Origin of the sequence: Pseudomonas paraveronii, from assembly GCF_963681955.1 — a bacterium.
In the GTDB taxonomy this organism is placed as follows: domain Bacteria; phylum Pseudomonadota; class Gammaproteobacteria; order Pseudomonadales; family Pseudomonadaceae; genus Aquipseudomonas; species Aquipseudomonas paraveronii.
Genome location: NZ_OY817130.1, coordinates 2,054,827 through 2,078,290, shown reverse-complemented (window position 1 = coordinate 2,078,290; position 23,464 = coordinate 2,054,827). Strand labels below are relative to the sequence as shown.

Annotated in this window: 21 protein-coding genes; 6 read left to right on the top strand and 15 right to left on the bottom strand. The window is 58.5% G+C overall.

Features of this window, described 5'->3' with window-relative positions:
* Positions 1 to 173: 173 nt before the first annotated feature.
* From fabA to U5A08_RS09525, 4 genes are all read left to right on the top strand, one after another.
* On the top strand, positions 174 to 689 hold the full coding sequence (gene fabA / locus U5A08_RS09540; protein WP_247396474.1) for a 3-hydroxyacyl-[acyl-carrier-protein] dehydratase FabA: 516 nt from the start codon (positions 174 to 176) through the stop codon (positions 687 to 689).
* A gap of 11 nt (positions 690 to 700) precedes the next feature.
* Positions 701 to 1,921 carry a beta-ketoacyl-ACP synthase I gene (gene fabB / locus U5A08_RS09535; RefSeq protein ID WP_253394442.1) on the top strand — a complete coding sequence of 407 codons (1,221 nt, stop codon included), beginning with the start codon at positions 701 to 703 and terminating at the stop codon, positions 1,919 to 1,921.
* 170 nt (positions 1,922 to 2,091) lie between these two features.
* Positions 2,092 to 2,508: an OsmC family protein gene (locus tag U5A08_RS09530; RefSeq protein ID WP_321851305.1), complete on the top strand. Its 417-nt coding sequence runs from the start codon at positions 2,092 to 2,094 to the stop codon at positions 2,506 to 2,508.
* Positions 2,509 to 2,572: 64 nt separating this feature from the next.
* Positions 2,573 to 3,439, top strand: coding sequence for a pirin family protein (locus U5A08_RS09525; RefSeq protein ID WP_253394440.1), 867 nt, complete (start codon positions 2,573 to 2,575; stop codon positions 3,437 to 3,439).
* Between the two features lie 97 nt (positions 3,440 to 3,536).
* Here the strand turns inward: U5A08_RS09525 and U5A08_RS09520 are convergent, their stop codons facing one another.
* The 4 genes from U5A08_RS09520 to U5A08_RS09505 form a co-directional block, all read right to left on the bottom strand.
* Entirely contained in the window at positions 3,537 to 4,265 is a 729-nt protein-coding gene (locus U5A08_RS09520; RefSeq protein WP_321851304.1) for a dienelactone hydrolase family protein, read from the bottom strand.
* 64 nt (positions 4,266 to 4,329) lie between these two features.
* Positions 4,330 to 6,234, bottom strand: coding sequence for a molecular chaperone HtpG (gene htpG / locus U5A08_RS09515; protein WP_253394437.1), 1,905 nt, complete (start codon positions 6,232 to 6,234; stop codon positions 4,330 to 4,332).
* An 89-nt stretch (positions 6,235 to 6,323) separates the two neighbouring features.
* Entirely contained in the window at positions 6,324 to 6,776 is a 453-nt protein-coding gene (locus U5A08_RS09510) for a PaaI family thioesterase (RefSeq protein ID WP_247396466.1), read from the bottom strand.
* Positions 6,773 to 7,249, bottom strand: coding sequence for a PaaI family thioesterase (locus tag U5A08_RS09505; RefSeq protein ID WP_321851303.1), 477 nt, complete (start codon positions 7,247 to 7,249; stop codon positions 6,773 to 6,775). The genes U5A08_RS09510 and U5A08_RS09505 overlap by 4 nt, the downstream gene beginning before the upstream one ends.
* Positions 7,250 to 7,406: 157 nt before the next feature.
* Between U5A08_RS09505 and U5A08_RS09500 the strand changes: the two genes are divergently transcribed.
* Complete coding sequence (locus U5A08_RS09500) at positions 7,407 to 7,658, top strand: hypothetical protein (RefSeq protein WP_253394432.1); 252 nt, start codon at positions 7,407 to 7,409, stop codon at positions 7,656 to 7,658.
* Positions 7,659 to 7,779: 121 nt separating this feature from the next.
* Here U5A08_RS09500 and U5A08_RS09495 read toward each other — a convergent pair whose 3' ends face one another.
* The 11 genes from U5A08_RS09495 to sdhC all read right to left on the bottom strand — a co-directional run bounded on the left by U5A08_RS09495 (position 7,780) and on the right by sdhC (position 21,737).
* Entirely contained in the window at positions 7,780 to 8,520 is a 741-nt protein-coding gene (locus U5A08_RS09495) for a DUF599 domain-containing protein (RefSeq protein WP_321851301.1), read from the bottom strand.
* 158 nt (positions 8,521 to 8,678) lie between these two features.
* Complete coding sequence (gene brnQ / locus U5A08_RS09490; RefSeq protein ID WP_253394428.1) at positions 8,679 to 9,992, bottom strand: branched-chain amino acid transport system II carrier protein; 1,314 nt, start codon at positions 9,990 to 9,992, stop codon at positions 8,679 to 8,681.
* Positions 9,993 to 10,361: 369 nt separating this feature from the next.
* Positions 10,362 to 11,243: a succinate--CoA ligase subunit alpha gene (sucD, locus tag U5A08_RS09485; protein ID WP_003172813.1), complete on the bottom strand. Its 882-nt coding sequence runs from the start codon at positions 11,241 to 11,243 to the stop codon at positions 10,362 to 10,364.
* Positions 11,243 to 12,409 carry an ADP-forming succinate--CoA ligase subunit beta gene (gene sucC, locus U5A08_RS09480; protein ID WP_053255233.1) on the bottom strand — a complete coding sequence of 389 codons (1,167 nt, stop codon included), beginning with the start codon at positions 12,407 to 12,409 and terminating at the stop codon, positions 11,243 to 11,245. Before sucC ends, sucD begins: the two co-directional genes overlap by 1 nt.
* Before the next feature lie 203 nt (positions 12,410 to 12,612).
* The gene (lpdA, locus tag U5A08_RS09475) at positions 12,613 to 14,049 is read right to left on the bottom strand and encodes a dihydrolipoyl dehydrogenase (protein ID WP_253394425.1); all 1,437 of its coding nucleotides are present in this window, start codon (positions 14,047 to 14,049) and stop codon (positions 12,613 to 12,615) included.
* Between the two features lie 101 nt (positions 14,050 to 14,150).
* Positions 14,151 to 15,371, bottom strand: coding sequence for a 2-oxoglutarate dehydrogenase complex dihydrolipoyllysine-residue succinyltransferase (gene odhB / locus U5A08_RS09470; RefSeq protein WP_321851299.1), 1,221 nt, complete (start codon positions 15,369 to 15,371; stop codon positions 14,151 to 14,153).
* Between the two features lie 44 nt (positions 15,372 to 15,415).
* Positions 15,416 to 18,247, bottom strand: a complete 2,832-nt coding sequence (locus U5A08_RS09465) for a 2-oxoglutarate dehydrogenase E1 component (protein WP_253394421.1) — start codon at positions 18,245 to 18,247, stop codon at positions 15,416 to 15,418.
* A 261-nt stretch (positions 18,248 to 18,508) separates the two neighbouring features.
* A complete protein-coding gene (locus tag U5A08_RS09460; protein ID WP_247396444.1) occupies positions 18,509 to 19,213 on the bottom strand; it encodes a succinate dehydrogenase iron-sulfur subunit in 705 nt (234 codons plus the stop codon).
* Positions 19,214 to 19,224: 11 nt separating this feature from the next.
* Positions 19,225 to 20,997 (bottom strand): succinate dehydrogenase flavoprotein subunit, encoded by a 1,773-nt coding sequence (gene sdhA / locus U5A08_RS09455; RefSeq protein WP_247396442.1) that lies wholly within the window; start codon positions 20,995 to 20,997, stop codon positions 19,225 to 19,227.
* A gap of 3 nt (positions 20,998 to 21,000) precedes the next feature.
* Positions 21,001 to 21,369: a succinate dehydrogenase, hydrophobic membrane anchor protein gene (sdhD, locus tag U5A08_RS09450; RefSeq protein WP_247396440.1), complete on the bottom strand. Its 369-nt coding sequence runs from the start codon at positions 21,367 to 21,369 to the stop codon at positions 21,001 to 21,003.
* Positions 21,363 to 21,737: a succinate dehydrogenase, cytochrome b556 subunit gene (gene sdhC, locus U5A08_RS09445; RefSeq protein WP_253394419.1), complete on the bottom strand. Its 375-nt coding sequence runs from the start codon at positions 21,735 to 21,737 to the stop codon at positions 21,363 to 21,365. The genes sdhD and sdhC overlap by 7 nt, the downstream gene beginning before the upstream one ends.
* A gap of 363 nt (positions 21,738 to 22,100) precedes the next feature.
* Here sdhC and gltA point away from each other — a divergent pair, with 363 nt between their 5' ends.
* Entirely contained in the window at positions 22,101 to 23,390 is a 1,290-nt protein-coding gene (gltA, locus tag U5A08_RS09440) for a citrate synthase (RefSeq protein WP_253394417.1), read from the top strand.
* The last annotated feature ends 74 nt before the right edge of the window (positions 23,391 to 23,464 follow it).

Below are 23,464 nucleotides of genomic sequence, written 5' to 3'. Positions count from 1 at the left end.
AACAGGCCCGGTTTATAATTTCAGTGAACAAGTGTACATTCAGTGCCTTGACGCTGTGACTTTCACTACAACGCAATAGTCTATGTGTAGGCTGCCGATATGAGGCATGAACGCGTCGTCGGTACCGGGAAGATTTGCCCTACCCTGCCGCATGGGATTATTGAGGAGCTCGCATGACCAAACAAAACGCCTTTACTCGGGAAGACCTGCTGCGCTGCAGTCGCGGTGAGCTGTTCGGCCCAGGTAACGCGCAACTGCCCGCCCCGAACATGCTGATGGTGGATCGCATCACCCATATCAGCGAAGAGGGTGGCAAGTACGGCAAAGGTGAATTGGTCGCCGAGCTGGATATCACTCCGGACCTGTGGTTCTTTGCCTGCCATTTTGAAGGTGACCCTGTCATGCCGGGCTGCCTGGGCCTCGACGCCATGTGGCAACTGGTCGGCTTCTACCTCGGCTGGCAAGGCTTGCCGGGCCGCGGTCGCGCCCTGGGTTCGGGCGAAGTGAAGTTCTTTGGCCAGGTTCTGCCAAGCGCCAAGAAAGTCACCTACAACATTCAAATCAAGCGCGTCCTCAAGGGCAAGCTGAACCTGGCCATCGCCGACGGTTCGGTGACTGTCGACGGTCGCGAGATCTATACTGCCGAAGGCCTTCGGGTCGGCGTATTCACTTCCACTGAAAACTTTTAAGGGTTATCCGCATGCGCCGCGTCGTTATCACTGGTCTGGGCATCGTTTCTTGCCTGGGCAATGACAAAGAGACCGTCACCGCTAACCTGCGTGCAAGTCGCCCTGGCATCCGCTTCAACCCGGAATATGCCGAAATGGGTCTGCGTAGCCAGGTTTCCGGCTCCATCGACCTGCCCCTCGAAGAATTGATAGATCGCAAGATCTACCGCTTCGTCGGCCACGCTGCCGCCTACGCCTACTTGGCCATGAAGGACGCCATCGCCGATTCCGGCCTGAGCCACGATCAGGTCTCGAACGTGCGTACCGGCCTGATCGCCGGCTCCGGCGGCGCGTCCACCCTGAACCAGATGGAAGCGCTGGACATCCTGCGCGAGAAAGGCGTGAAGCGCGTTGGCCCGTACCGTGTCACGCGGACCATGGGCAGCACCGTTTCCGCCTGCCTGGCCACGCCGTTCCAGATCAAGGGCGTGAACTACTCGATCTCCTCCGCCTGCGCCACCAGCGCTCACTGCATCGGTAACGCGGTTGAGCAGATCCAGCTGGGCAAGCAGGACATCGTGTTCGCTGGCGGTGGTGAAGAAGAACATTGGAGCCAGTCGTTCCTGTTCGACGCCATGGGCGCCCTGTCCACCCAGTACAACGACACCCCGGAAAAGGCCTCCCGCGCCTACGACGCCAAGCGTGACGGTTTCGTCATCGCCGGCGGCGGCGGCATGGTGGTGGTCGAGGAGCTGGAACACGCTCTGGCCCGTGGCGCGAAGATCTACGCGGAAATCGTCGGCTACGGCGCCACTTCCGACGGCTACGACATGGTTGCGCCAAGCGGTGAAGGCGCCATCCGCTGCATGCAGATGGCCCTGTCCACCGTGGATACCCCGATCGACTACCTGAACACCCACGGCACCTCGACTCCGGTCGGCGACGCCAAGGAAATGGAAGGTGTGCGCGCGGTATTCGGCGACAAGGCACCCGCCATCAGCTCCACCAAGAGCCTGTCCGGTCACTCCCTGGGCGCCGCCGGCGTTCACGAAACGATCTACTGCCTGCTGATGATGGAAGGCAACTTCATGGCCGGCTCGGCCAATATCGAAGAGATCGACCCGGTCGTCGCCGATATGCCGATCCTGACCAAGACCGTTGAAAACGTAAAAGTCGACACCGTGATGAGCAACAGCTTCGGCTTCGGTGGCACTAACGCCACCCTGGTGCTGAAACGCTGGCAGGGCAAGTAAGCCCCGCAGCTTGATCAGATGAAAACGCCCCGACTGGTTCGGGGCGTTTTTTTTGGGCTTGATGACGGGAGTCATGCCCGCCGCGTCCTGGAAAAAATCCTGGAACACCTGAGTGCCAGCATGTTCTATAACTGCATGACTTTCTTCCTGCCACGCTTGAGAGGTTCGCCATGACCGTTACCGTCAACACCCTGAATGCCGACAACTTCCGCCACAGCCTCAACATCGATAACCACGAGCTGTTCACCGATCTGCCCAAAAGCCTGGGCGGTGACGACTCCGCCCCCTCGCCCCATGACTATTTCGACGCAGCCCTGGCGTCATGCAAGGCCCTGACCCTGAAGCTGTATGCGCAGAGAAAGGGCATCCCGCTGACCGGCGTAACCGTGGAAGTCACCCACGACGACAGCGAAGAGCAAAAGGGCAAGTACGTGCTCAACGTCAAGCTGACGCTCAAGGGCGTGCTCACCGATCAGCAACGCGACGAACTGCACCGCATCGCCGACCGCTGCCCGATACACAAGCTGATGACCACCGCCGAGGTGAGTATCGAAACGAAATTGTCGGAAGGCGCCTTCAGCCAATAGCGGCAACCTCCGGTCGAGCGGGTTATGCTCTGGGCTATCCAACCCGCTCCGACAGGGACGCACCATGACCACCCTCACCGTGATCCGCCCTCGCCTCGAAGATGTCGAAGGCCAGCCCATCCTGCGCCCGCTGCCATCGCGGGAATGTCGCAGCGTCGGGCCGTTCGTGTTTTTCGACCATATGCTGGCGACCCGCTATGCGCCGGGCAGCGGTATGAATATCCGCCAGCACCCGCATATCGGCCTGTCGACCCTCACCTACCTGTTTGAAGGCGCCTTGCAGCACAAGGACAGCCTCGGTTCGGACCAGTTGGTGGCGGCCGGCGACGTGAGCTGGATGACTGCCGGCAGCGCGATTGCCCATGTCGAACGCACGCCCGAAGCACTCAAGGCCAAGGGATTCAGCCTGCATGGGCTGCAAGTGTGGCTCGCCTCACCCAAGGACCACGAGACCGGGCCAGGGCACTACAGCCACCATCCGGCGGCTAGCTTGCCGGCCAGTGACAACCTGGGCGTGCAGATCCGCCTGATCGCGGGCAATGGCTTCTGCCTCAAATCACCGGTGCCGGTCCTATCGCCCACGCTGTATGCCGACGTGCAGATGCAGACGGCCACCACCCTGCTGATCCCAGACGAGCATGAGGAACGCGCGGTGTACGTGCTGGAGGGTGACGCGCAGTTGGACGGTGAGCCGCTTGAGGCACACAGCCTGGTGGTGTTGCCGAGCGGACAGGAGATGACTCTGTCTGCCGAGACCGATTGTCACCTGATGGTGTTCGGCGGCGCGCCGCTGGATGGGCCACGCCGGATCAACTGGAATTTTGTGGCGAGCGATCCGGCCGTGATCGAGCAGGCCAGGCAGCGTTGGGCGGCGGGGGATTGGCCGACGGTTCCCGGTGAAACCGAAAGAATTGAGTTGCCGGTGAGATAGCATTCGCGAACAAGCCCGCTTCCACATTCCACCGCATAACGCGGCTAAATGTGGGAGCGGGCTTGCTCGCGACGAGGCCAGGACAGACGCTAGAGACTTAGCCCTTGAACACTTCATCCAACAAGTTATGCATCGACTGGAACGCCCGCGCAGCGGTCTTCGCGTCGTACATCATCATGCCCGGCACATTGGCCTGCGGGTCGGTGAAGGAATGCACCGCACCGCCATAGCTCAGCAGTTGCCAATCCACACCGGCCGCGTTCATCTCATCTTCGAACGCCGGCAGTTGCGCTTTTGGCACCAGCGGGTCGGAAGCACCATGCAACACCAGCACGGAACCCTTGATGTTCTTCGCATCCGCCGGGTTTGGTGTGTCGAGGGTGCCGTGGAACGACACCGCAGCCTTCAACGGTGCGCCGGTGCGCGCCAGCTCCAGCGCACAGCAACCGCCGAAGCAGAAACCGAAGGTGGCCAACCTGGACGTATCCACCGCAGCTTCGCTCTGGCCTTGCAGTTGCGCTAACGCGGCCTGCATGCGCTTGTTCAGCAACGGGCGGTCATTCTTCAACGGCATCATCGCCGCACCGGCTTCATCGTTATTCGACGGGCGCACGGTTTGCCCGTACAGGTCGGCGATCAGCACCACGTAGCCTTGGCTGGCGACGCGCTTGGCAATCTCTTCGGCCCCCGCACTCACCCCCATCCAGTTCGGCGCCATCAGCAGTCCCGGCAGCGGGCCGGTTTGGCTGGCATCGAAGGCCAGGCGGCTTTCATAGGATTGGCCATTAATCTGATAGACCACGGAACGCACAGTGACTTGGCTCATCATTTACTCCAGTTGAGGGGCACAAATGAAAAAACCCGCCGAAGCGGGTTTTTCTACAGCGGGTTTAAACTGACAGTTCAACCAACAGCTTGTTCAGTCGGCGCACATAAGCGGCCGGGTCTTTCAAGCTGTCGCCAGCGGCCAGGGCCGCCTGATCGAAGAGGATGTGCGACAGGTCGCCAAAACGCTCTTCGCTCTGTTCGCCGTCGAGTTTCTCGATCAGCGGGTGAGCCGGGTTGAATTCGAAGATCGGCTTGGAATCCGGCACCTTCTGCCCGCTGGCTTCGAGGATCTGACGCATCTGCATGCCCAGGTCCTGCTCGCCGATGGCCAGGATCGCCGGAGAGTCGGTCAGACGGTGGGAAACCCGCACTTCGCTGACGGCATCGCCCAGGGAAGCCTTGATCCGCTCAACCAGGCCTTCCTTGGACTTGGCCACTTCTTCAGCGGCTTTTTTGTCTTCTTCGGAATCCAGGTTGCCCAGGTCCAGGTCACCACGCGCCACGTCGACAAAGGTCTTGCCGTCGAATTCGCTGAGGTAGCTCATCAGCCACTCATCGATACGGTCAGTCAGCAGCAGCACTTCGATGCCTTTCTTGCGGAAGACTTCCAGGTGCGGGCTGTTCTTGACCTGAGCGTAGGTTTCGCCAGTCAGGTAGTAGATCTTGTCCTGACCTTCCTTGGCGCGTGCCAGGTACTCGGCCAGGGACACCACCTGCTCGCCGTCTTCGCCCAGCGTGGACGCAAAGCGCAGCAGGCCGGCGATTTTTTCCTTGTTGGCGAAATCTTCCGCCGGGCCTTCTTTCATGACCTGGCCGAAGTTTTTCCAGAAACCTTTGTATTGCTCAGGCTCGTTCTTCGCCAGTTTTTCCAGCATGTCGAGAACGCGCTTGGTCAGCGCCGACTTCATGGAGTCGATGATCGGGTCTTTCTGCAGGATTTCCCGCGACACGTTCAGCGACAGGTCGTTGGAGTCGACCACGCCTTTGATAAAGCGCAGGTACAGCGGCAGGAACGATTCCGCCTGGTCCATCACGAACACGCGCTGCACGTAGAGCTTCAGACCCTTTGGCGCTTCGCGCTGGTACAGGTCGAACGGCGCGCGGGCCGGTACGTAGAGCAGCGAGCTGTATTCCAGCTTGCCTTCGACCTTGTTGTGGCTCCAGCTCAGCGGGTTTTCGTAGTCGTGCCCGATGTGCTTGTAGAACTCCTGGTATTCCTCGTCCTTGATCTCGGTACGCGGACGGGTCCACAGGGCACTGGCACGGTTGACGGTTTCCCACTCAACGGCTGGCGCTTCTTCGCCTTCGGCGGCTGCTTGCTCTTTCGGCAGCTCGATCGGCAGGGCGATGTGGTCGGAGTACTTCTTGATGATGTTGCGCAGGCGCCAGCCATCGGCGAATTCATCTTCAGCGGCCTTGAGGTGCAGCACGATGCGCGTACCACGATCAGCCTTTTCGACGGTGGCGATTTCAAACTCGCCCTCGCCTTTCGAAGACCAATGCACACCTTCACTGGCGGCGAGGCCTGCGCGGCGGCTGAACACTTCAACCTTGTCGGCGACGATGAAAGCCGAGTAGAAGCCCACACCAAACTGGCCGATCAGGTGCGAATCTTTCTTCTGGTCGCCCGAAAGGTGCTTCATGAAGTCGGCGGTGCCGGATTTGGCGATGGTCCCCAGGTGGGTGATCGCCTCTTCGCGGCTCATGCCGATACCGTTGTCTTCGAGGGTGACGGTCTTGGCGTCTTTGTCGAAGCTCACGCGGATTTTCAGTTCGGCGCCGCCTTCCAGCAACTCCGGCTTGGACAGGGCTTCGAAACGTAATTTGTCGACAGCGTCAGAGGCGTTCGAGATCAATTCGCGAAGGAAAATTTCCTTGTTGGAATACAGCGAATGGATCATGAGGTGCAGCAGTTGCTTCACCTCGGTCTGGAAGCCCAGGGTTTCCTTTTGAGTTTCCACACTCATGGTCATCAAACTCCAATTGGATGGCAGTGGCCGCGCCCTAGAGGGTTGGCGGCGGGTTGTCATCAAAGTTGGGGGCTAAGACCAGAATTTCAAGGGCGGGGCACTTCCTCGATCTTGAAATGCGCGCGAGCGGTGGCAATGGGTTCGGCCGCAGTGCTCTGCCAGGCGGTGATCGCCACATTTGCCACCCGTCGACCTTGGCGCCAGACCTGGCATTTGGCGTATGTGTCGCGAAACTGGCCGGCACGCAGGTAATCCAGAGAAAAGTCGATGATTTTCGGCAGGCCCGGAGCGCCGGTGAACACCAGCAGGTGCAACGCAGCGCAGAGCTCCATAAAGCCTGCAATCACGCCGCCGTGCAGCGCCGGCAATATCGGGTTACCAATGTTGTCCTTGTTCGCCGGCAGGCGGAACAGCAGCTCATCGCCTATCCGCGTGCATTCGATGCCGATCAGCTTGGCATAGGGGATCAGGTCGAGCAGCGCCTCATAGTTGCCGCACTGATGGGCCTGCTCCAGACGCGTCTTGAATGAATGAGTCATGCCTGCTCTCCCTTGATCGTGTTGCCCAACCCTTGTGCGCCCTTGAGGCGCTTGCCCATGCGCATGAACGTGCCCACCGCGTGAGCGACGGGTTGTTGCGGGTCGTCCTGGTAAGCGAAACCACGGGTAAAAATCACGTCGGTGGTCACGCGGTAACACTGGGCGAAGCCATACACCGGTTTGTGCGGTTCGGCGGGATGCATGTAGTCGATGCGCAGGTCCAGGGTCGGGCACACCTCGAACTCCGGCAACACACAGAGGGTGGCCATGCCGCAGGCGGTGTCCATCAATGAAGTCAACGCGCCACCATGGATGACGCCCGTCTGGGGGTCGCCAACGATCGTCGGGCCGTAGGGCAGGACCAGGGTGATCCCCTCCTCGCTGGCATGATGAACGGTAATGCCCAGCACCTGGCAATGGCGCAGAGCCGAAATAAAGCGTTTGGCACGCTCCAACAAGGAGTTTTCGGTCATTCGGTTCAGGCTCTTATGAGTGTGGGTCCGGCGGAGTATGGACCGTCGGGGAAAGTTCCTTGGAAAAATGCTTTATATATCTGCGGGATAAAAGGAACTAATGCTGGCCCCATATGCTCGAAAGGCCAGTAGATATCTTCACTAAGGAGAAACACCCATGCGCAAGACTTTAGCTATTTCCATGATGTTGGCCGCCGCCCTCGGTCTGGCTGCCTGCGATAAAAAATCCGAAGACAAAGCCCAAGATGCCGCCGCGCATTCCGAGCAAGCTCAGAAAGATATGGCGAACGCACAAGATAAAGTGAACGACGCTGCGAAAGAAAACGCCGATGCTGCCAAAGCTCAGGCCGAATCGAACAAAGCTGCAACACAAGAAGCAGCCCCTGCTACCCCAGCAACCGGTTCTTGATACCGGGGCTTGAAATAGCTTGGCTGCAAAAAGAAAGCCCGCTTAGATAGCGGGCTTTACTTTGCCTGATGTATTTAGCACTTGGGCGAGGCGCGATAAGTCGGACAAAACCCGCAGTGTTCTATACCAGCGGTTCTTTCGCCACGTCCGGCAGCGGCGTGTCGGTCTGCGTATACACCATCACTTGCAGTACGTCGGAATGAAACTCCCGGCGATACAGCACCAATACCACCCCGGCACTCATCAACATGAACAGCCAGGGGCTGACAAACCACGCCAGCATGGTCATGCCGAAGTAGTAAGCGCGCAGGCCAAAGTTGAACTGGTTGGCCGCCATCGAAATGACCCGCGCCGCCCGCAGGGCAAACGCCTTGCGCTCCTGCTCCGACACGTGCCGCTCGCCGATCATCGGCGCCGACCCCACCAGCACGGCCGCGAAGTTGTACTGGCGCATGCACCAGCTGAACGTGAAGAACGCGTAGACGAACGCCAGCGCCAGGCACAGCAACTTGATCTCCGACATGCCCTGGGACGCCTGCTGCACCATGGGGATGTCCGCCAACAACGACACGGCTCGCTCGGACGCCCCCAGCACCGTGAGAATGCCGGCAAGGATGATCAAGGTGCTCGAAGCGAAGAACGAGGCGTTACGCTCCAGGTTGCCGATCACGCTGGCGTCGGCGATGCGGTTGTCGCGTAGCAGCATGCGACGCATCCAGTCTTCGCGATACAGGTGCAGCACACTGGCCAGGCAGGCAGTGTCGCGGGCTTTCCAGGTCGCGTAACGGGTGTAGCCGCCCCAACAGATAACAAACCAGAGTGCGGCAAGCAGGTGGATCAGGTTGGCTTCGATAAACGGCATGCGGGTCCTTATACACAGCAGAGGGAAACTGTGGGAGCTGGCTGGAGCTTTTCGTTACCCCTTCGACGTTAGCCCACTGGAAAAGACACTGCCCGTCACGCAAAAAAAAGCCCCATATCGATTGATACGGGGCATTTCGGTACAGCCTGAAGCGTGCGTTACGCGATGGCTTCGCTGCGCTTGCCGAGCATACGGTCCACCACCACAGCAACCACCAGGATCATCACCGATGGCACCAGCCACGCCAGGCCCTGCTCGCTCAACGGCAGGTTGGCCAATTGCGACGGCATCCAACCCGCCAGGCCGGCGCCCTTGAGCGCATCGATGCAGCCAAAGATGAACGACACCAGCATCACCGGGCCAACGATGCGGCTCTGCTCCTGCCAAAAGTCTTTGCAGAAGCTCAAAGCCACCAGCACGATGCACGGCGGGTAGATCGCGGTGAGCACCGGGATCGAGAACGCGATCAGTTTGGTCAGGCCCAGGTTGGACACGAACAGCGAGAACAGCGCCAGGATCACCACCAGGGTCTTGTAGGACAGCGGCAGGATTCGGCTGAAGTACTCGGCACAGGCACAGGTCAGGCCGACGGCGGTGACCAGGCAGGCCAGGGAGATCAGCACAGCCAGGAAGCCGCTGCCCAGGGAGCCAAAGGTGTGTTGCACGTAGGCATGCAGAACAGCGGCGCCATTGGCGGCACCGGCAGCGACTTCATGGCTGCCCGCTCCAAGGCGGAACAGGCTGATGTACACCAGCGCCAAGCCGACGCCGGCGATCAACCCGGCAATGATCGCGTAACGGGTGATCAGCTTGGGCGATTCGACCCCACGGGAACGGATCGCGTTGACGATCACGATGCCGAACACCAGCGCGCCCAGGGTATCCATGGTCAGGTAACCATTGATAAAGCCTTGGGAGAACGGCGCAGACACATATTCCGGGGTCGCGACCCCCACTTCACCGGCCGGCAAGGCAAACGCGGCGATACCGAGGATGGACAGCGCGATAATTTTCAGCGGTGCCAGGAAACGGCCCACGGTGTCCAGCAAGCGGCCGGGGTACAGGGAGACGAAAAACACCACCAGAAAGTACACAGAGCTGTAGAGGAACAGGGCCAGCGGGCTTTCGCCGGTCAACGGCGCCAGGCCCACTTCAAAGGACACGGTCGCGGTACGCGGGGTGGCGAACAGCGGCCCTACCGCCAGATACGCCGCCGCCGCCAGCACGCCACCGGCGATCTTGCCGATCGGGCTGCTCAACGCGTCCATACCGCCGCCGACCTTGGCCAGGGCGATTACCGTGACCACCGGTAGCCCGACTGCAGTGATCAGGAAACCCAACGCCGCCATCCAGACATGGGGCCCGGACTGCAAACCAACGATAGGCGGGAAGATGATGTTGCCGGCGCCCACGAACAGGGCAAAGGTCATAAAGCCCAACGCCAGGATGTCCTGGCTTTTCAACACTTTCATTTGAGGAAATACCACACTACTGAATCGGAATTTAGAGAGGGCTTCCCTATGGATGAGGGAAATGCTGTCGGCCCTTATGGGCACCAACCGGTCTAGCGCGGCTTCCTTTTGGGATGCGGGCGCTTTAAAGAGGCGGCAAGGGTACAGAATTTGGCCGATAAACGCACTGTTGCAGGGCGGACTGTCCGATAAGCGACATTGGAATGTCGTGTTTTCATACTTAATGTGGCGATACAGACAAAAAATGTGGGAGGGAGCTTGCTCCCTCCCACATGGGACCAAGTACATTTCAATAAATGGGCCGCCCAGAATGCACAAAGGCCACCCGAAGGTGGCCTTTGCTGGTGAAGCGTCAGTTAAGCGCGAGGCTTACTTGACTGCCCAACCGGTCAGCTCGGCCAAGGCCTTGCCGATGTCTGCCAGCGAACGCACGGTTTTTACGCCTGCGTCTTGCAGTGCAGCGAATTTCTCGTCTGCAGTGCCTTTGCCGCCAGAGATGATTGCGCCAGCATGGCCCATGCGCTTGCCAGCAGGGGCAGTCACACCAGCGATGTAGGAAACAACCGGCTTGGTCACGTGTGCCTTGATGTAGGCAGCCGCTTCTTCTTCAGCCGAACCGCCGATCTCACCGATCATTACGATCGCTTCGGTCTTCGGGTCTTCCTGGAACAGCTTCAGGATGTCGATGAAGTTCGAACCTGGGATCGGGTCACCGCCGATGCCGACGCAAGTCGACTGACCGAAACCGGCGTCAGTAGTCTGCTTCACAGCTTCGTAGGTCAGGGTGCCGGAACGGGAAACGATACCGACTTTACCTGGCAAGTGAATGTGACCGGGCATGATGCCGATCTTGCATTCGCCTGGAGTGATCACGCCTGGGCAGTTAGGGCCGATCAGGACCACGCCCAGCTCGTCGCACTTGACCTTGGCGTCCAGCATATCCAGGGTAGGAATGCCTTCGGTGATGCACACGATCAGCTTGATGCCGCCGAATGCCGCTTCCAGGATCGAGTCCTTGCAGAAAGGAGCTGGAACATAGATCACGCTGGCGGTGGCGCCAGTGGCTGCTACAGCGTCTTTCACGGTGTTGAACACGGGCAGGCCCAGGTGCTCGGTGCCGCCTTTGCCCGGAGTTACACCACCCACCATCTTGGTGCCGTATTCGATGGCTTGCTGGGTGTGGAAACTACCTTGCGAACCGGTAATACCCTGGCAGATAACTTTGGTGTCTTTATTGATCAGGACGCTCATTATTTGCCCTCCGCAGCTTTGACAACTTGTTGAGCAGCGTCGGTCAGGCTGGTAGCCGCGATGATGTTCAAACCGCTTTCTGCCAGTACTTTAGCGCCCAGTTCAGCGTTGTTACCTTCAAGGCGAACAACCACCGGGATTTTCACGCCGACTTCTTTCACTGCACCGATGATGCCTTCGGCAATCATGTCGCAACGAACGATGCCGCCGAAGATGTTGACCAGTACTGCAGCGACGTTGGCGTCGGACAGGATGATCTTGAAGGCTTCGGTTACGCGTTCTTTGGTAGCACCACCGCCCACGTCGAGGAAGTTGGCTGGTTTGCCGCCATGCAGGTTGACGATGTCCATGGTACCCATGGCCAGGCCAGCACCGTTGACCATGCAGCCGATGTTGCCTTCCAGCGCTACGTAGTTCAGTTCGAACTTGGCAGCGTGCGCTTCGCGCGGATCGTCTTGCGACGGATCGTGGAAAGTCTTCAGCTTAGGCTGACGGTACATGGCGTTGGCGTCGATGTTGATCTTGGCGTCGAGGCAATGCAGATCGCCGTCAGCCTTGATCACCAGCGGGTTCACTTCCAGCAGGGCCAGATCGTGATCCTGGAACAGTTTGGCCAGACCTACGAAGATCTTGGCGAACTGGGCAACTTGCTTGCCTTCCAGACCCAACTGGAAAGCCAGCTCGCGACCCTGGAATGGCTGAGCGCCAACCAGTGGGTCGATAGTGGCTTTGAGAATTTTTTCTGGAGTGTCGTGAGCGATCTTCTCGATGTCCACGCCACCTTCGGTGGAAGCCATGAACACGATACGACGGCTCGAACGGTCAACGACAGCGCCCAGGTACAGCTCTTTAGCGATATCAGTGCACGATTCAACCAGGATCTTGGTGACTGGCTGGCCATTGGCATCAGTCTGGTAAGTCACCAGACGCTTGCCCAACCACTGTTGTGCGAAGGCCTTGGCGTCTTCTTTGCTGCGAACCAGCTTAACGCCGCCCGCTTTACCGCGACCACCTGCGTGAACCTGGGCTTTTACAACCCATTCGGTCCCGCCGATTTTATCGCAAGCTTCTGCTGCTGCTTCCGGGGTGTCTACTGCGTAGCCCTGGGATACTGGCAGGCCGTATTCAGCGAACAGCTGCTTACCCTGATACTCGTGAAGATTCATGCTTTTTACCGTCTTCGTTAGGTACTGCGCATTCGGCGCTGCGCTCATTATGAGTGCCGCGCCACCTGTGACTGCTGCTTACGCAACTTGCCGGACTTAAGCCCGGTCAAGCTGCGCAAGACTGCGTCCAGCGGACATTCCGCGGTGAGTCTTGCGCGCAAGGCTCACGACGGGCAGCCGCCGTGGTTTCTTATTATCTCGTTTTAGCGCTTCTTCTTGTTCGCGATGTGAATGGCATGACCATTCACTGCCAGCGCGGCTTCGTGCAATGCTTCGGACAGAGTCGGATGGGAGAAAACCATCATGCCAATGTCCTCGGCACTGGTGCCGAATTCCATACCGATTGCGCCCTGCTGGACCAGTTCTGCTGCGCCTGGGCCAATCACATGGACGCCCAATACGCGGTCAGTCTTGGCATCAGCGATGACTTTGACAAAACCACCGGTGTCGTTGGCTGCCATGGCACGGCCAGAAGCAGCAAACGGGAAGGTGCCGACGTTAACTTCAACGCCTTCAGCTTTCAACTGCTGTTCGTTCTTGCCGACCCATGCAATTTCCGGGTGGGTGTAGATAACCGATGGGATCAGGTCGTAGTTCATCTGGGTTTTGTGGCCCTTGATGCGCTCGACAACCATGATGCCTTCTTCGGAAGCCTTGTGCGCCAGCATCATGCCGCGAACCACGTCGCCAATGGCGTAGACGCCTGGAACGGTGGTAGCGCAGTGATCGTCAACGTGGATGAAACCACGCTCGTCGATGTTCACGCCGCTGTCGGAAGCCAGCAGGTCGGTGGTCACTGGACGGCGACCAACGGCGACGATCAGCTTGTCGAAAGTAATGGTTTGCTCGCCATCCTTGTCGGTGTAGGTCACGACAACTTCTTCGCCGTTAACCTTCGAGCCGGTCACACGAGCGCCCAGCTTGATGTCCAGACCTTGTTTGGTCAGGGTTTTCAGCGCTTCTTTGGACACTGCAGTGTCAGCAGCCAGCAGGAACGTATCCAGGGCTTCGAGAACAGTGACTTGGGAACCCAGACGGGACCAGACCGAACCCAGTTCCAGGCCGATCACGCCAGCGCCGATCACGCCCAGACGCTTAGGAACTGCCTGGAATTCCAGGGCGCCGGTCGAATCAACGATCACATTCTGGTCAACAGGTGCTGGTGGAATGTCGATTGGACGCGAACCTGGGGCCAGGATCACGTTTTCGGCTTCGATGATTTCTACCGAACCGTCCGGCTTGGTGATTTCAACTTTCTTGCCGGCCAGCAGTTTGCCGTGACCTTGCAGGGAAGTTACGCCGTTGGCCTTGAACAGGGTCGCAACGCCGGAGGTGAGGCCTTTAACGATGTTGGCTTTACGGCCGACCATCGCGGGTACGTCCATGGTCACGCCAGCGTGGTTGATGCCGTGGATGGCAAAACCGCTTTGCGCTTCGTGGAATTTCCAGGAGCTGTCCAGCAGCGCCTTGGAAGGAATGCAACCAACGTTCAGGCAAGTACCGCCCAGTGCCAGTTTGCCTTCCTTGTCGGTGTATTTTTCGATGCAAGCAGTCGAGAGGCCCAGTTGTGCGGCCTTGATGGCAGCAACATAGCCGCCAGGACCTGCACCAATCACTACAACGTCAAATTTCTGCGACATGAAAATAGTTCCTCTATTTAGCAGCAAGCTTTCAAGCCGCAAGCCCCAAGCCCGACTGCCGTTTCCGGCAGCCTGTCACTTGAGGCCGGCAGCTGCTTCTATCAGATATCCAGCAGCAGACGAGCTGGGTCTTCCAGCAGGTTCTTGATGGTCACCAGGAAAGTCACGGCTTCTTTACCATCGATCAGGCGGTGATCGTAAGACAGCGCCAGGTACATCATTGGGCGGATCACGACTTGGCCGTTGATAGCCATCGGACGCTGGATGATGTTGTGCATGCCCAGGATCGCGGCTTGCGGCGGGTTGACGATCGGGGTCGACATCATCGAACCGAAGGTACCACCGTTGGTGATGGTGAAGGTACCGCCGGTCATCTCGTCGATGGTCAGCTTGCCATCACGGGCTTTCTTGCCGAAGCCGGCGATGCCGCCTTCGATTTCAGCCAGGCTCATCAGCTCGGCGTTACGCAGAACCGGAACCACCAGGCCACGGTCGCTGGACACGGCAACGCCGACGTCTGCGTAGCCATGGTAAACGATGTCGCTACCGTCGATGGAAGCGTTGACTGCCGGGTAGCGTTTCAGCGCTTCGGTGGCCGCTTTCACGAAGAACGACATGAAGCCCAGGCGCACGCCGTTGTGGCTCTTCTCGAACAGATCCTTGTACTTCGAACGCAGGGCCATGACTTCGGTCATGTCGACTTCGTTGAAGGTGGTCAGCATCGCCATGTTCGACTGGGCTTCAACCAGACGCTTGGCCACGGTGGCACGCACGCGGGTCATCGGAACGCGCTTCTCCGTGCGGTCGCCAGCGGCGAACACAGGAGCAGCGGCAGCAGGCGCTGCAGCCTTGACAGGTGCAGCTGCTGGAGCGTTTTTCTTGGCTTCAACTGCAGCAACCACGTCTTCCTTGGTCACACGGCCATCTTTGCCGGTGCCTTTGATGGAAGCCAGGTTGATGCCGTTTTCTTCGGCCAGTTGACGAGCAGCCGGTGCGGCGATTGGATCTTCGCCACCAGCAGCCGGAGCAGCAGCAGCTGGAGCAGAAGCAGCAGCCGGTGCGGCGGCCGGAGCAGCAGCAGCGCTGCCCGCTTCGATCGAGCCCAGTACCTGGTTGGACAGGACGGTATCGCCTTCATTGGCAATGATCGCGCCCAGCACGCCGTCAGCTTCGGCCAACACTTCCAGAACGACTTTGTCGGTCTCGATGTCGACGATCAGTTCGTCACGCTTTACAGCCTCGCCTGGTTTCTTGTGCCAAGTGGCAATGGTGCCATCGGCAACCGATTCCGGGAATGTCGGGGCTTTGATTTCAATAGCCATTATCTGTGGGTCCTTAAAATTCGGTTTCAGTCAGCGCGAAGGCGTTAGACAGTGAAAGCATCTTGCAGGAGTTTTTCCTGCTGCTCAGCGTGCATCGATGCATAACCACATGCAGGCGCGGCAGAAGCATCGCGACCGGCGTACTCCAGGCCCAAGCCCTTGATGTGGTTACCAATGCTGCGACGCAGATGATGCTGGCTGCTGTACCACGCGCCCTGGTTCATCGGTTCTTCCTGACACCACACTACATGAGTGAGGTTGGTGTAAGGCGCGATGATCTCCATGAGGTCATCTTCCGGGAACGGGTAAAGCTGCTCGATACGCACGATGGCGATATCTTCGCGGCCTTCGGCACGGCGTTTTTCCAGCAGATCGTAATAGACCTTGCCGCTGCACAGGACCAGGCGAGTGACCTTGGCCGCATCCAGTGCATCGATTTCTGGAATCACGGTCTGGAACGAGCCTTCCGCCAGATCTTCCAGGGTCGAGATGGCCAATTTATGACGCAGCAGCGATTTCGGTGTCAGCACTACCAGCGGCTTGCGCAGCGGGCGAATGACCTGACGACGCAGCAAGTGGTAGATCTGGGCCGGGGTAGTCGGCACGCACACCTGGATGTTGTGCTCGGCGCACAGTTGCAGGTAACGCTCCAGACGGGCCGAGGAGTGCTCCGGACCCTGACCTTCATAACCGTGTGGCAGCAGCATGGTCAGACCGCACAGACGGCCCCACTTGTGCTCGCCGCTGGTGATGAACTGGTCGATAACCACCTGGGCACCGTTGGCGAAGTCGCCGAACTGGGCTTCCCAGATCACCAGCGCGTTAGGCGTGGTGGTCGAGTAACCGTATTCGAACGCCAGCACGGCTTCTTCGGACAGGAACGAATCGTACAGGTCGAAACGTGGCTGGCCTTCGTACAGGTGTTGCAACGGGATGTAGGTGCCCGCGTCTTTCTGGTTGTGCAGAACCGCGTGACGGTGCGAGAACGTACCACGGCCGATGTCCTGGCCGGTCATGCGGATCGGGTGACCTTCGAACGCCAGGGTCGCGTACGCCATGGTTTCAGCGTAACCCCAGTTGATCGGCAGGCCGCCGGCTTGCATTTTCTGACGGTCTTCGTAGATCTTCGCAACCTGGCGCTGTACGACGAAGCCATCCGGAATTTCCAGCAGCTTGGCAGACAGTTCCTGCAGGGTCTTCAGATCGAAAGACGTATCGTGACGTGCAGTCCAGGCGTGGCCCAGGTACGGACGCCAGTCGACGAACAGCTCTTTGTTCGGCTCTTTAACCAGGCTTTTTACAACATGCAAACCATTGTCCAGCGCGTTGCGGTATTCGTCGACTTTCGCCTGAACACGCACTTCGTCAACCACACCGGCCTTGGTCAGGCTTTCGGCGTACAGCTCACGGGTAGTGCGCTGCTTGGTGATCTGCTGGTACATCAACGGCTGGGTGCCGCTTGGTTCGTCCGCTTCGTTGTGACCGCGACGGCGGTAGCAAACCAGGTCGATCACCACGTCACGCTTGAACTGCATGCGGTAGTCGACAGCCAGTTGGGTCACGAACAGCACGGCTTCCGGATCATCACCATTCACATGGAGGATCGGTGCCTGGATCATCTTGGCAACGTCGGTGGCGTACTCGGTGGAACGCGCGTCCAACGGGTTGCTGATGGTGAAGCCCACTTGGTTGTTGATGACGATGTGAACGGTACCGCCAGTCTTGAAGCCGCGGGTCTGCGACATCTGGAAGGTTTCCAGAACCACGCCTTGACCGGCAAATGCCGCGTCGCCGTGGATGGAAATCGGCAGAACCTTCTCACCGGTGGTGTCGTTACGACGGTCCTGGCGAGCCCGCACCGAACCCTCGACCACTGGAGAAACAATTTCCAGGTGGGATGGGTTGAAGGCCATGGCCAGGTGAACTTCACCGCCGGTGGTCATCACGTTGGACGAGAAGCCCTGGTGGTATTTAACGTCACCGGAACCCAGCTCGACCTTTTTCTTGCCTTCGAACTCGTCGAACAAGTCGCGCGGGTTCTTGCCGAAGGTGTTGACCAGCACGTTGAGACGGCCACGGTGGGCCATGCCGATCACGATTTCCTTGGTGCCGTAGGAGCCGGAACGCTGGATCAGCTCATCGAGCATCGGAATCAGGCTTTCGCCGCCTTCCAGGCCGAAACGCTTGGTACCCGGGTATTTGGTGCCCAGGTATTTTTCCAGGCCTTCGGCTGCGGTCACGCGCTCCAGCAGGTGGCTGCGCACATCGGCGGACAGCACCGGACGGCCACGCACGCCTTCCAGGCGATGCTGGAACCAGTGACGCTGTTCGGAGTCGGTGATGTGCGTGAACTCAGCGCCAATGGTGCGGCAATATGTCTGCTGCAACGCTTCGTGAATTTCACGTAGGCTCGCTTCCTCTTTGCCGATGAACAGGTCGCCGGCACGGAAGATCGTATCAAGATCGGCATTGGTCAAGCCGTAATGATTGATCGACAGGTCTGCAGGTGCAGGACGCTTCCAGAGGCCCAGCGGATCGAGCTGGGCCGCCTGATGGCCGCGCATACGGTAGGCCTGGATCAGTCGCAGTACTTCAACTTGCTTCTTCTCGTGCTCACTGCTCACGCTCCCGGCTGAAACCGGTTGGGCGCGGCGCTGGTTCTTTGCCAGCAGCACGAACTGATCGCGAATTGTTGCGTGCGATACATCGGTGGCAGCGTTGCCGTCTGAAGACAACGTCTGAAATTTGGTGCGCCATTCTTCTGGCACAGCGTTAGGGTCGTGCAGGTAGAGCTCATAAAGCTCTTCCACATAGGCAGCGTTACCACCTGAAAGATAGCCGCTGTTCCACATGCGCTGCATCACGCTTTCTTGCATGCTTGGTCACCCTCGATTTGGGGACACCACCGGCGGCGACACCGAGTTTGCTTGCAAAAGGCCCAGTGCAGCGACCAAAACAAGCCACTTAGGATCACGCTGATAGTTCGGGTACCAACCCGAATGCCCCTGCTTGTCTCATTTCTTCAAAATAAGAGCCGCGGCTTTGTAAGTCGCTGCTCAAGTTAAGACTACGGCGCCGGTTGAAGCCTGCGCCGTAGCATTTACGGGCACAACGGTCCTGCTTTGCTACAACGTCTATTACACGCCGCTTTGCAGCAGCATGTTACGGATGTGACCAATGGCCTTAGTCGGGTTCAGGCCTTTGGGACATACGTTGACGCAGTTCATGATCCCGCGGCAGCGGAATACGCTGAACGGGTCATCCAGTGAAGCCAGGCGCTCGGACGTATGGGTGTCACGGCTGTCTGCCAGGAAGCGATACGCTTGCAGCAGAGCGGCTGGGCCCAGGAACTTGTCCGGGTTCCACCAGAAGGACGGGCAGGAAGTCGAGCAGCAAGCGCACAGGATGCACTCGTACAGACCGTCGAGCTTTTCGCGTTCTTCCGGGGACTGCAGACGCTCGATGGCCGGAGCCGGCGTGTCGTTCTGCAGGAATGGCTTAACTTTCTCGTATTGCTTGTAGAAGATGCTCATATCGACGACCAGGTCACGGATAACCGGCAAACCTGGCAGAGGACGAACGATCAGCTTGTTGCCTTTAACCACGGCGGACAGCGGCGTGATGCACGCCAGGCCGTTTTTGCCGTTGATGTTCATGCCGTCGGAACCGCAAACACCTTCACGGCAAGAGCGACGATAGGAGAAACCTTCGTCCTGCTCTTTGATCAGGGCCAGCACATCCAGCACCATCAAGTCTTTACCACCGGTATCGACCTGGAAATCCTGCATGAACGGCGCAGCGTCCCGATCAGGGTTGTAGCGATACACACTGACTTTCAACATGGCAGCCACCCTTAGTAAGTCCGAATTTTCGGTTCAAACATCGGAACCGTCTTCGGCGAGAAGTTAACGGCACGCTTGGTTACGCGCTTGTCACCCGGGAAGTACAGGGTGTGGCACAACCAGTTTTCGTCGTCGCGATCTTCAAAGTCTTCACGAGCGTGAGCACCACGGGATTCTTTACGAACCTCGGCGGCGATCGCAGTCGCTTCAGCCACTTCCAACAGGTTTTGCAGTTCAAGGGCTTCAATACGAGCGGTGTTGAACGCCTGGCTCTTATCGTTGATCTTGACGTTGGCGATGCGCGTGCGCAGGTCGGCCAACTGGGCGATACCCTTCTGCATGTATTCGCCGGTACGGAATACACCGAAGTAGTTCTGCATGCAGCTTTGCAGCTCGCGACGCAGGGTAGCCACGTCTTCGCCATCGGTACGCTCGTTCAGAGCGTTCAGACGGGCCAGGGCAGCTTCGATGTTGGCGTCAGTGGCGTCATCGTATTCGATGCCGTCGGTCAGCGCCTTCTCGAGGTGCAGGCCGGCAGCGCGGCCGAATACCACCAGGTCGAGCAGCGAGTTGCCGCCCAGACGGTTGGCGCCGTGTACCGATACGCAAGCCACTTCGCCTACTGCGAAGAGACCATGAATGATCTCGTCCACACCTTCGGCGTTCTGGGTGATCGCCTGACCATGAATGTTGGTCGGCACGCCGCCCATCATGTAGTGGCAAGTCGGAACAACCGGAACCGGAGCAACCACCGGGTCAACGTGAGCAAAGGTCTTGGACAGCTCGCAGATACCTGGCAAGCGGCTGTGCAGCACTTCCTCGCCGAGGTGATCGAGCTTCAGCATTACGTGGTCGCCATTCGGGCCACAGCCGTTGCCGGCGATGATTTCCTTGACCATGGAGCGGGCAACAACGTCACGACCAGCAAGGTCTTTCGCGTTCGGAGCATAACGCTCCATGAAACGCTCACCGTGCTTGTTGATCAGATAGCCACCTTCACCACGGCAACCTTCGGTGACGAGTACACCGGCACCGGCGATACCGGTTGGGTGGAACTGCCACATTTCAATGTCTTGCACCGGCACGCCAGCACGCAGCGCCATGCCAACGCCGTCACCGGTGTTGATCAGGGCGTTGGTGGTCGATGCGTAGATACGACCTGCACCGCCAGTCGCCAGAACAGTAGCCTTGGCGCGGATGTAGGTGGTTTCACCGGTTTCGATGCAGATAGCGATCACGCCGACGAATGCGCCGTCCTGGTTTTTCACCAGGTCAACCGCGTAGTACTCGTTCAGGAACGTGGTGCCAGCTTTCAGGTTGCCCTGATAAAGGGTGTGCAGCAGCGCGTGACCGGTACGGTCGGACGCAGCGCAGGTACGGGCAGCCTGGCCACCTTTACCGTAATCCTTCGACTGACCGCCGAATGGACGCTGGTAGATACGACCTTGCTCGGTACGCGAGAACGGCAGACCCATGTGGTCCAGCTCGAACACGGCGGCCGGGCCTTCCTGACACATGTATTCGATAGCGTCCTGGTCACCGATATAGTCGGAACCCTTGACGGTATCGTACATGTGCCAGCGCCAGTCATCGTTCGGGTCGGCGGAGGCGATGGCGCAGGTGATGCCACCCTGAGCCGATACGGTGTGGGAACGCGTCGGGAACACCTTGGTGATCACGGCAGTCTTGTGACCGCCCTGAGCCAGTTGCAGCGCTGCGCGCATGCCGGCGCCGCCGCCACCAATGATGATGGCGTCGAAGGAAATAGTTGGAATGTTAGCCATGGATCAGATACCCCAAAGAATCTGCACACCCCAGACGAAGTAAGCGAACATCATGACGCCGCATACTGCCTGGAAGAGAAACCGTACTGCTGTCGCAGACTTGCCCAGCGCCATTGGCGTCAGGTAGTCGGTCGAGATGGTCCACATGCCGACCCAGGCGTGAGCGCCCAGGGCTACAAGGGCCAGCAGACTGAAGATTCGCATCGCATTGTGGGAAAACAGGCCATGCCATTGTTCATAGCCGATGCCCGGATTTGCGACGAGGTATCCGATCAGGAAAATGAAATAAGCCGCGAGAACGACCGCAGACACACGCTGTGCCATCCAGTCATAGAGGCCCGAACGCGACAGATTCGTTACGCTGGTTACCATATCCAAACTCCTGCCAGAACGATCAGCGCCACGGAAATGGCGATGACGATTTTCGAGCCCAGGCGGCCGCCTTCCAGCGTCTCACCGATGCCCATATCCATGATCAAGTGGCGCACGCCGGCTACCAAGTGATACAGCAGAGCGGACAAGAGACCCCATGCTACGAACTTGGCCAGCGGACTGGTCAAGCATGCCTTCACCTCGGCATAACCTTCCTCGGAACCCAAGGATTTGCTCAATGCGTAAAGCATGAAGCCCAAGCCCAGGAAGAGGATGATGCCGGAAACACGGTGCAGGAACGACGTAACGCCGGTGATGGGGAGTTTGATGGTCCTTAGGTCTAGGTTTACAGGTCGTTGGCTATTCACGGCTTTTTTTCACACTGAAGAGCCCCTAACAATCAGGGCAAAGTTGTTGGGGAGTGTACTGGTCAGGTAACGCCACCCAGGGAGTGCGACCCCCAATGAAAGCAAGCCCAAAAGCCCTTGGCGGTCGGTGGCCGAGTATAGACAGTTAGGCTACTAATGACAACGCGCTGACCTCACGCTAATAGCGCATTGCGCTGGCGGAATAAAAGGCGTAAATGGCGGTAAATTTCGAGGAAAAAGTCCTGTGAAAGCCTTCTGGAGCAAGACTTTAGGCAAATTGACATCTGAATTTATCTCACTATAGTGGTCCGGGCCCTGCGTGGGGGGTCTGTCTGATGATTTGAAGCATAAATAGGAGGCCACATGGCTGACAAAAAAGCGCAGTTGATCATCGAGGGCGTAGCCCCCGTCGAGCTGCCCATTTTAACCGGCACCGTTGGTCCTGATGTTATCGACGTACGGGGCCTTACGGCCACGGGCCGTTTCACTTTCGACCCAGGCTTCATGTCGACCGCTTCATGCGAGTCGAAGATTACCTATATCGATGGCGACAATGGCATTTTGCTGCATCGGGGCTACCCGATCGAGCAACTGGCTGAAAAATCGGACTACCTGGAAACCTGCTATCTGCTACTAAATGGCGAGTTGCCAACCGCCGAGCAGAAAGCCGAGTTCGTCAGTACCGTAAAGAACCACACCATGGTTCACGAGCAGTTGAAGACTTTCTTCAACGGCTTCCGTCGCGACGCCCACCCAATGGCAGTCATGTGCGGCGTAGTCGGCGCCCTGTCGGCTTTCTATCACGACTCCCTCGACATCAATAACCCGCAGCATCGCGAAATTTCCGCGATCCGCCTGGTTGCCAAGATGCCGACCCTGGCCGCAATGGTTTACAAGTACTCCATGGGGCAACCTATGATGTACCCGCGCAACGACCTGACTTACGCGGAAAACTTCCTGCACATGATGTTCAACACCCCGTGCGAGATCAAACCGATCAGCCCGGTGCTCGCCAAGGCAATGGACCGGATCTTCATCCTCCATGCCGACCACGAGCAGAACGCCTCCACCTCTACCGTGCGCCTGGCCGGCTCTTCGGGTGCCAACCCGTTCGCCTGTATCGCCGCCGGTATCGCCGCACTGTGGGGCCCTGCCCACGGCGGTGCGAACGAAGCCGTATTGACCATGCTCGATGAAATCGGCGATGTCTCGAACATCGACAAATACATCGCCAAGGCCAAGGACAAGAACGATCCGTTCAAGTTGATGGGCTTCGGTCACCGGGTCTACAAGAACCGCGACCCGCGCGCCACCGTCATGAAGAAAACCTGCGACGAAGTGTTGAGGGAACTGGGCATCAAGAACGATCCGCAACTCGAACTGGCCATGCGCCTGGAAGAGATCGCCCTGACCGACCCGTACTTCATCGAACGCTCGCTGTACCCGAACGTCGACTTCTACTCGGGGATCATCCTCAAGGCGATCGGCATTCCAACCAGCATGTTCACCGTGATCTTCGCCCTGGCGCGGACCGTGGGCTGGATCTCCCACTGGAAAGAAATGCTCTCCAGCCCGTACAAGATTGGCCGCCCGCGCCAGCTGTACACCGGCTACGAGTCGCGTGACATTACCAAGTTGGAAGATCGCAAGTAAGCATCTGACTGACGCGTAATAAAAAAGCGGCCTCCTTCATGGAGGCCGTTTTTATTTGTGCAGGAACCGAGAAA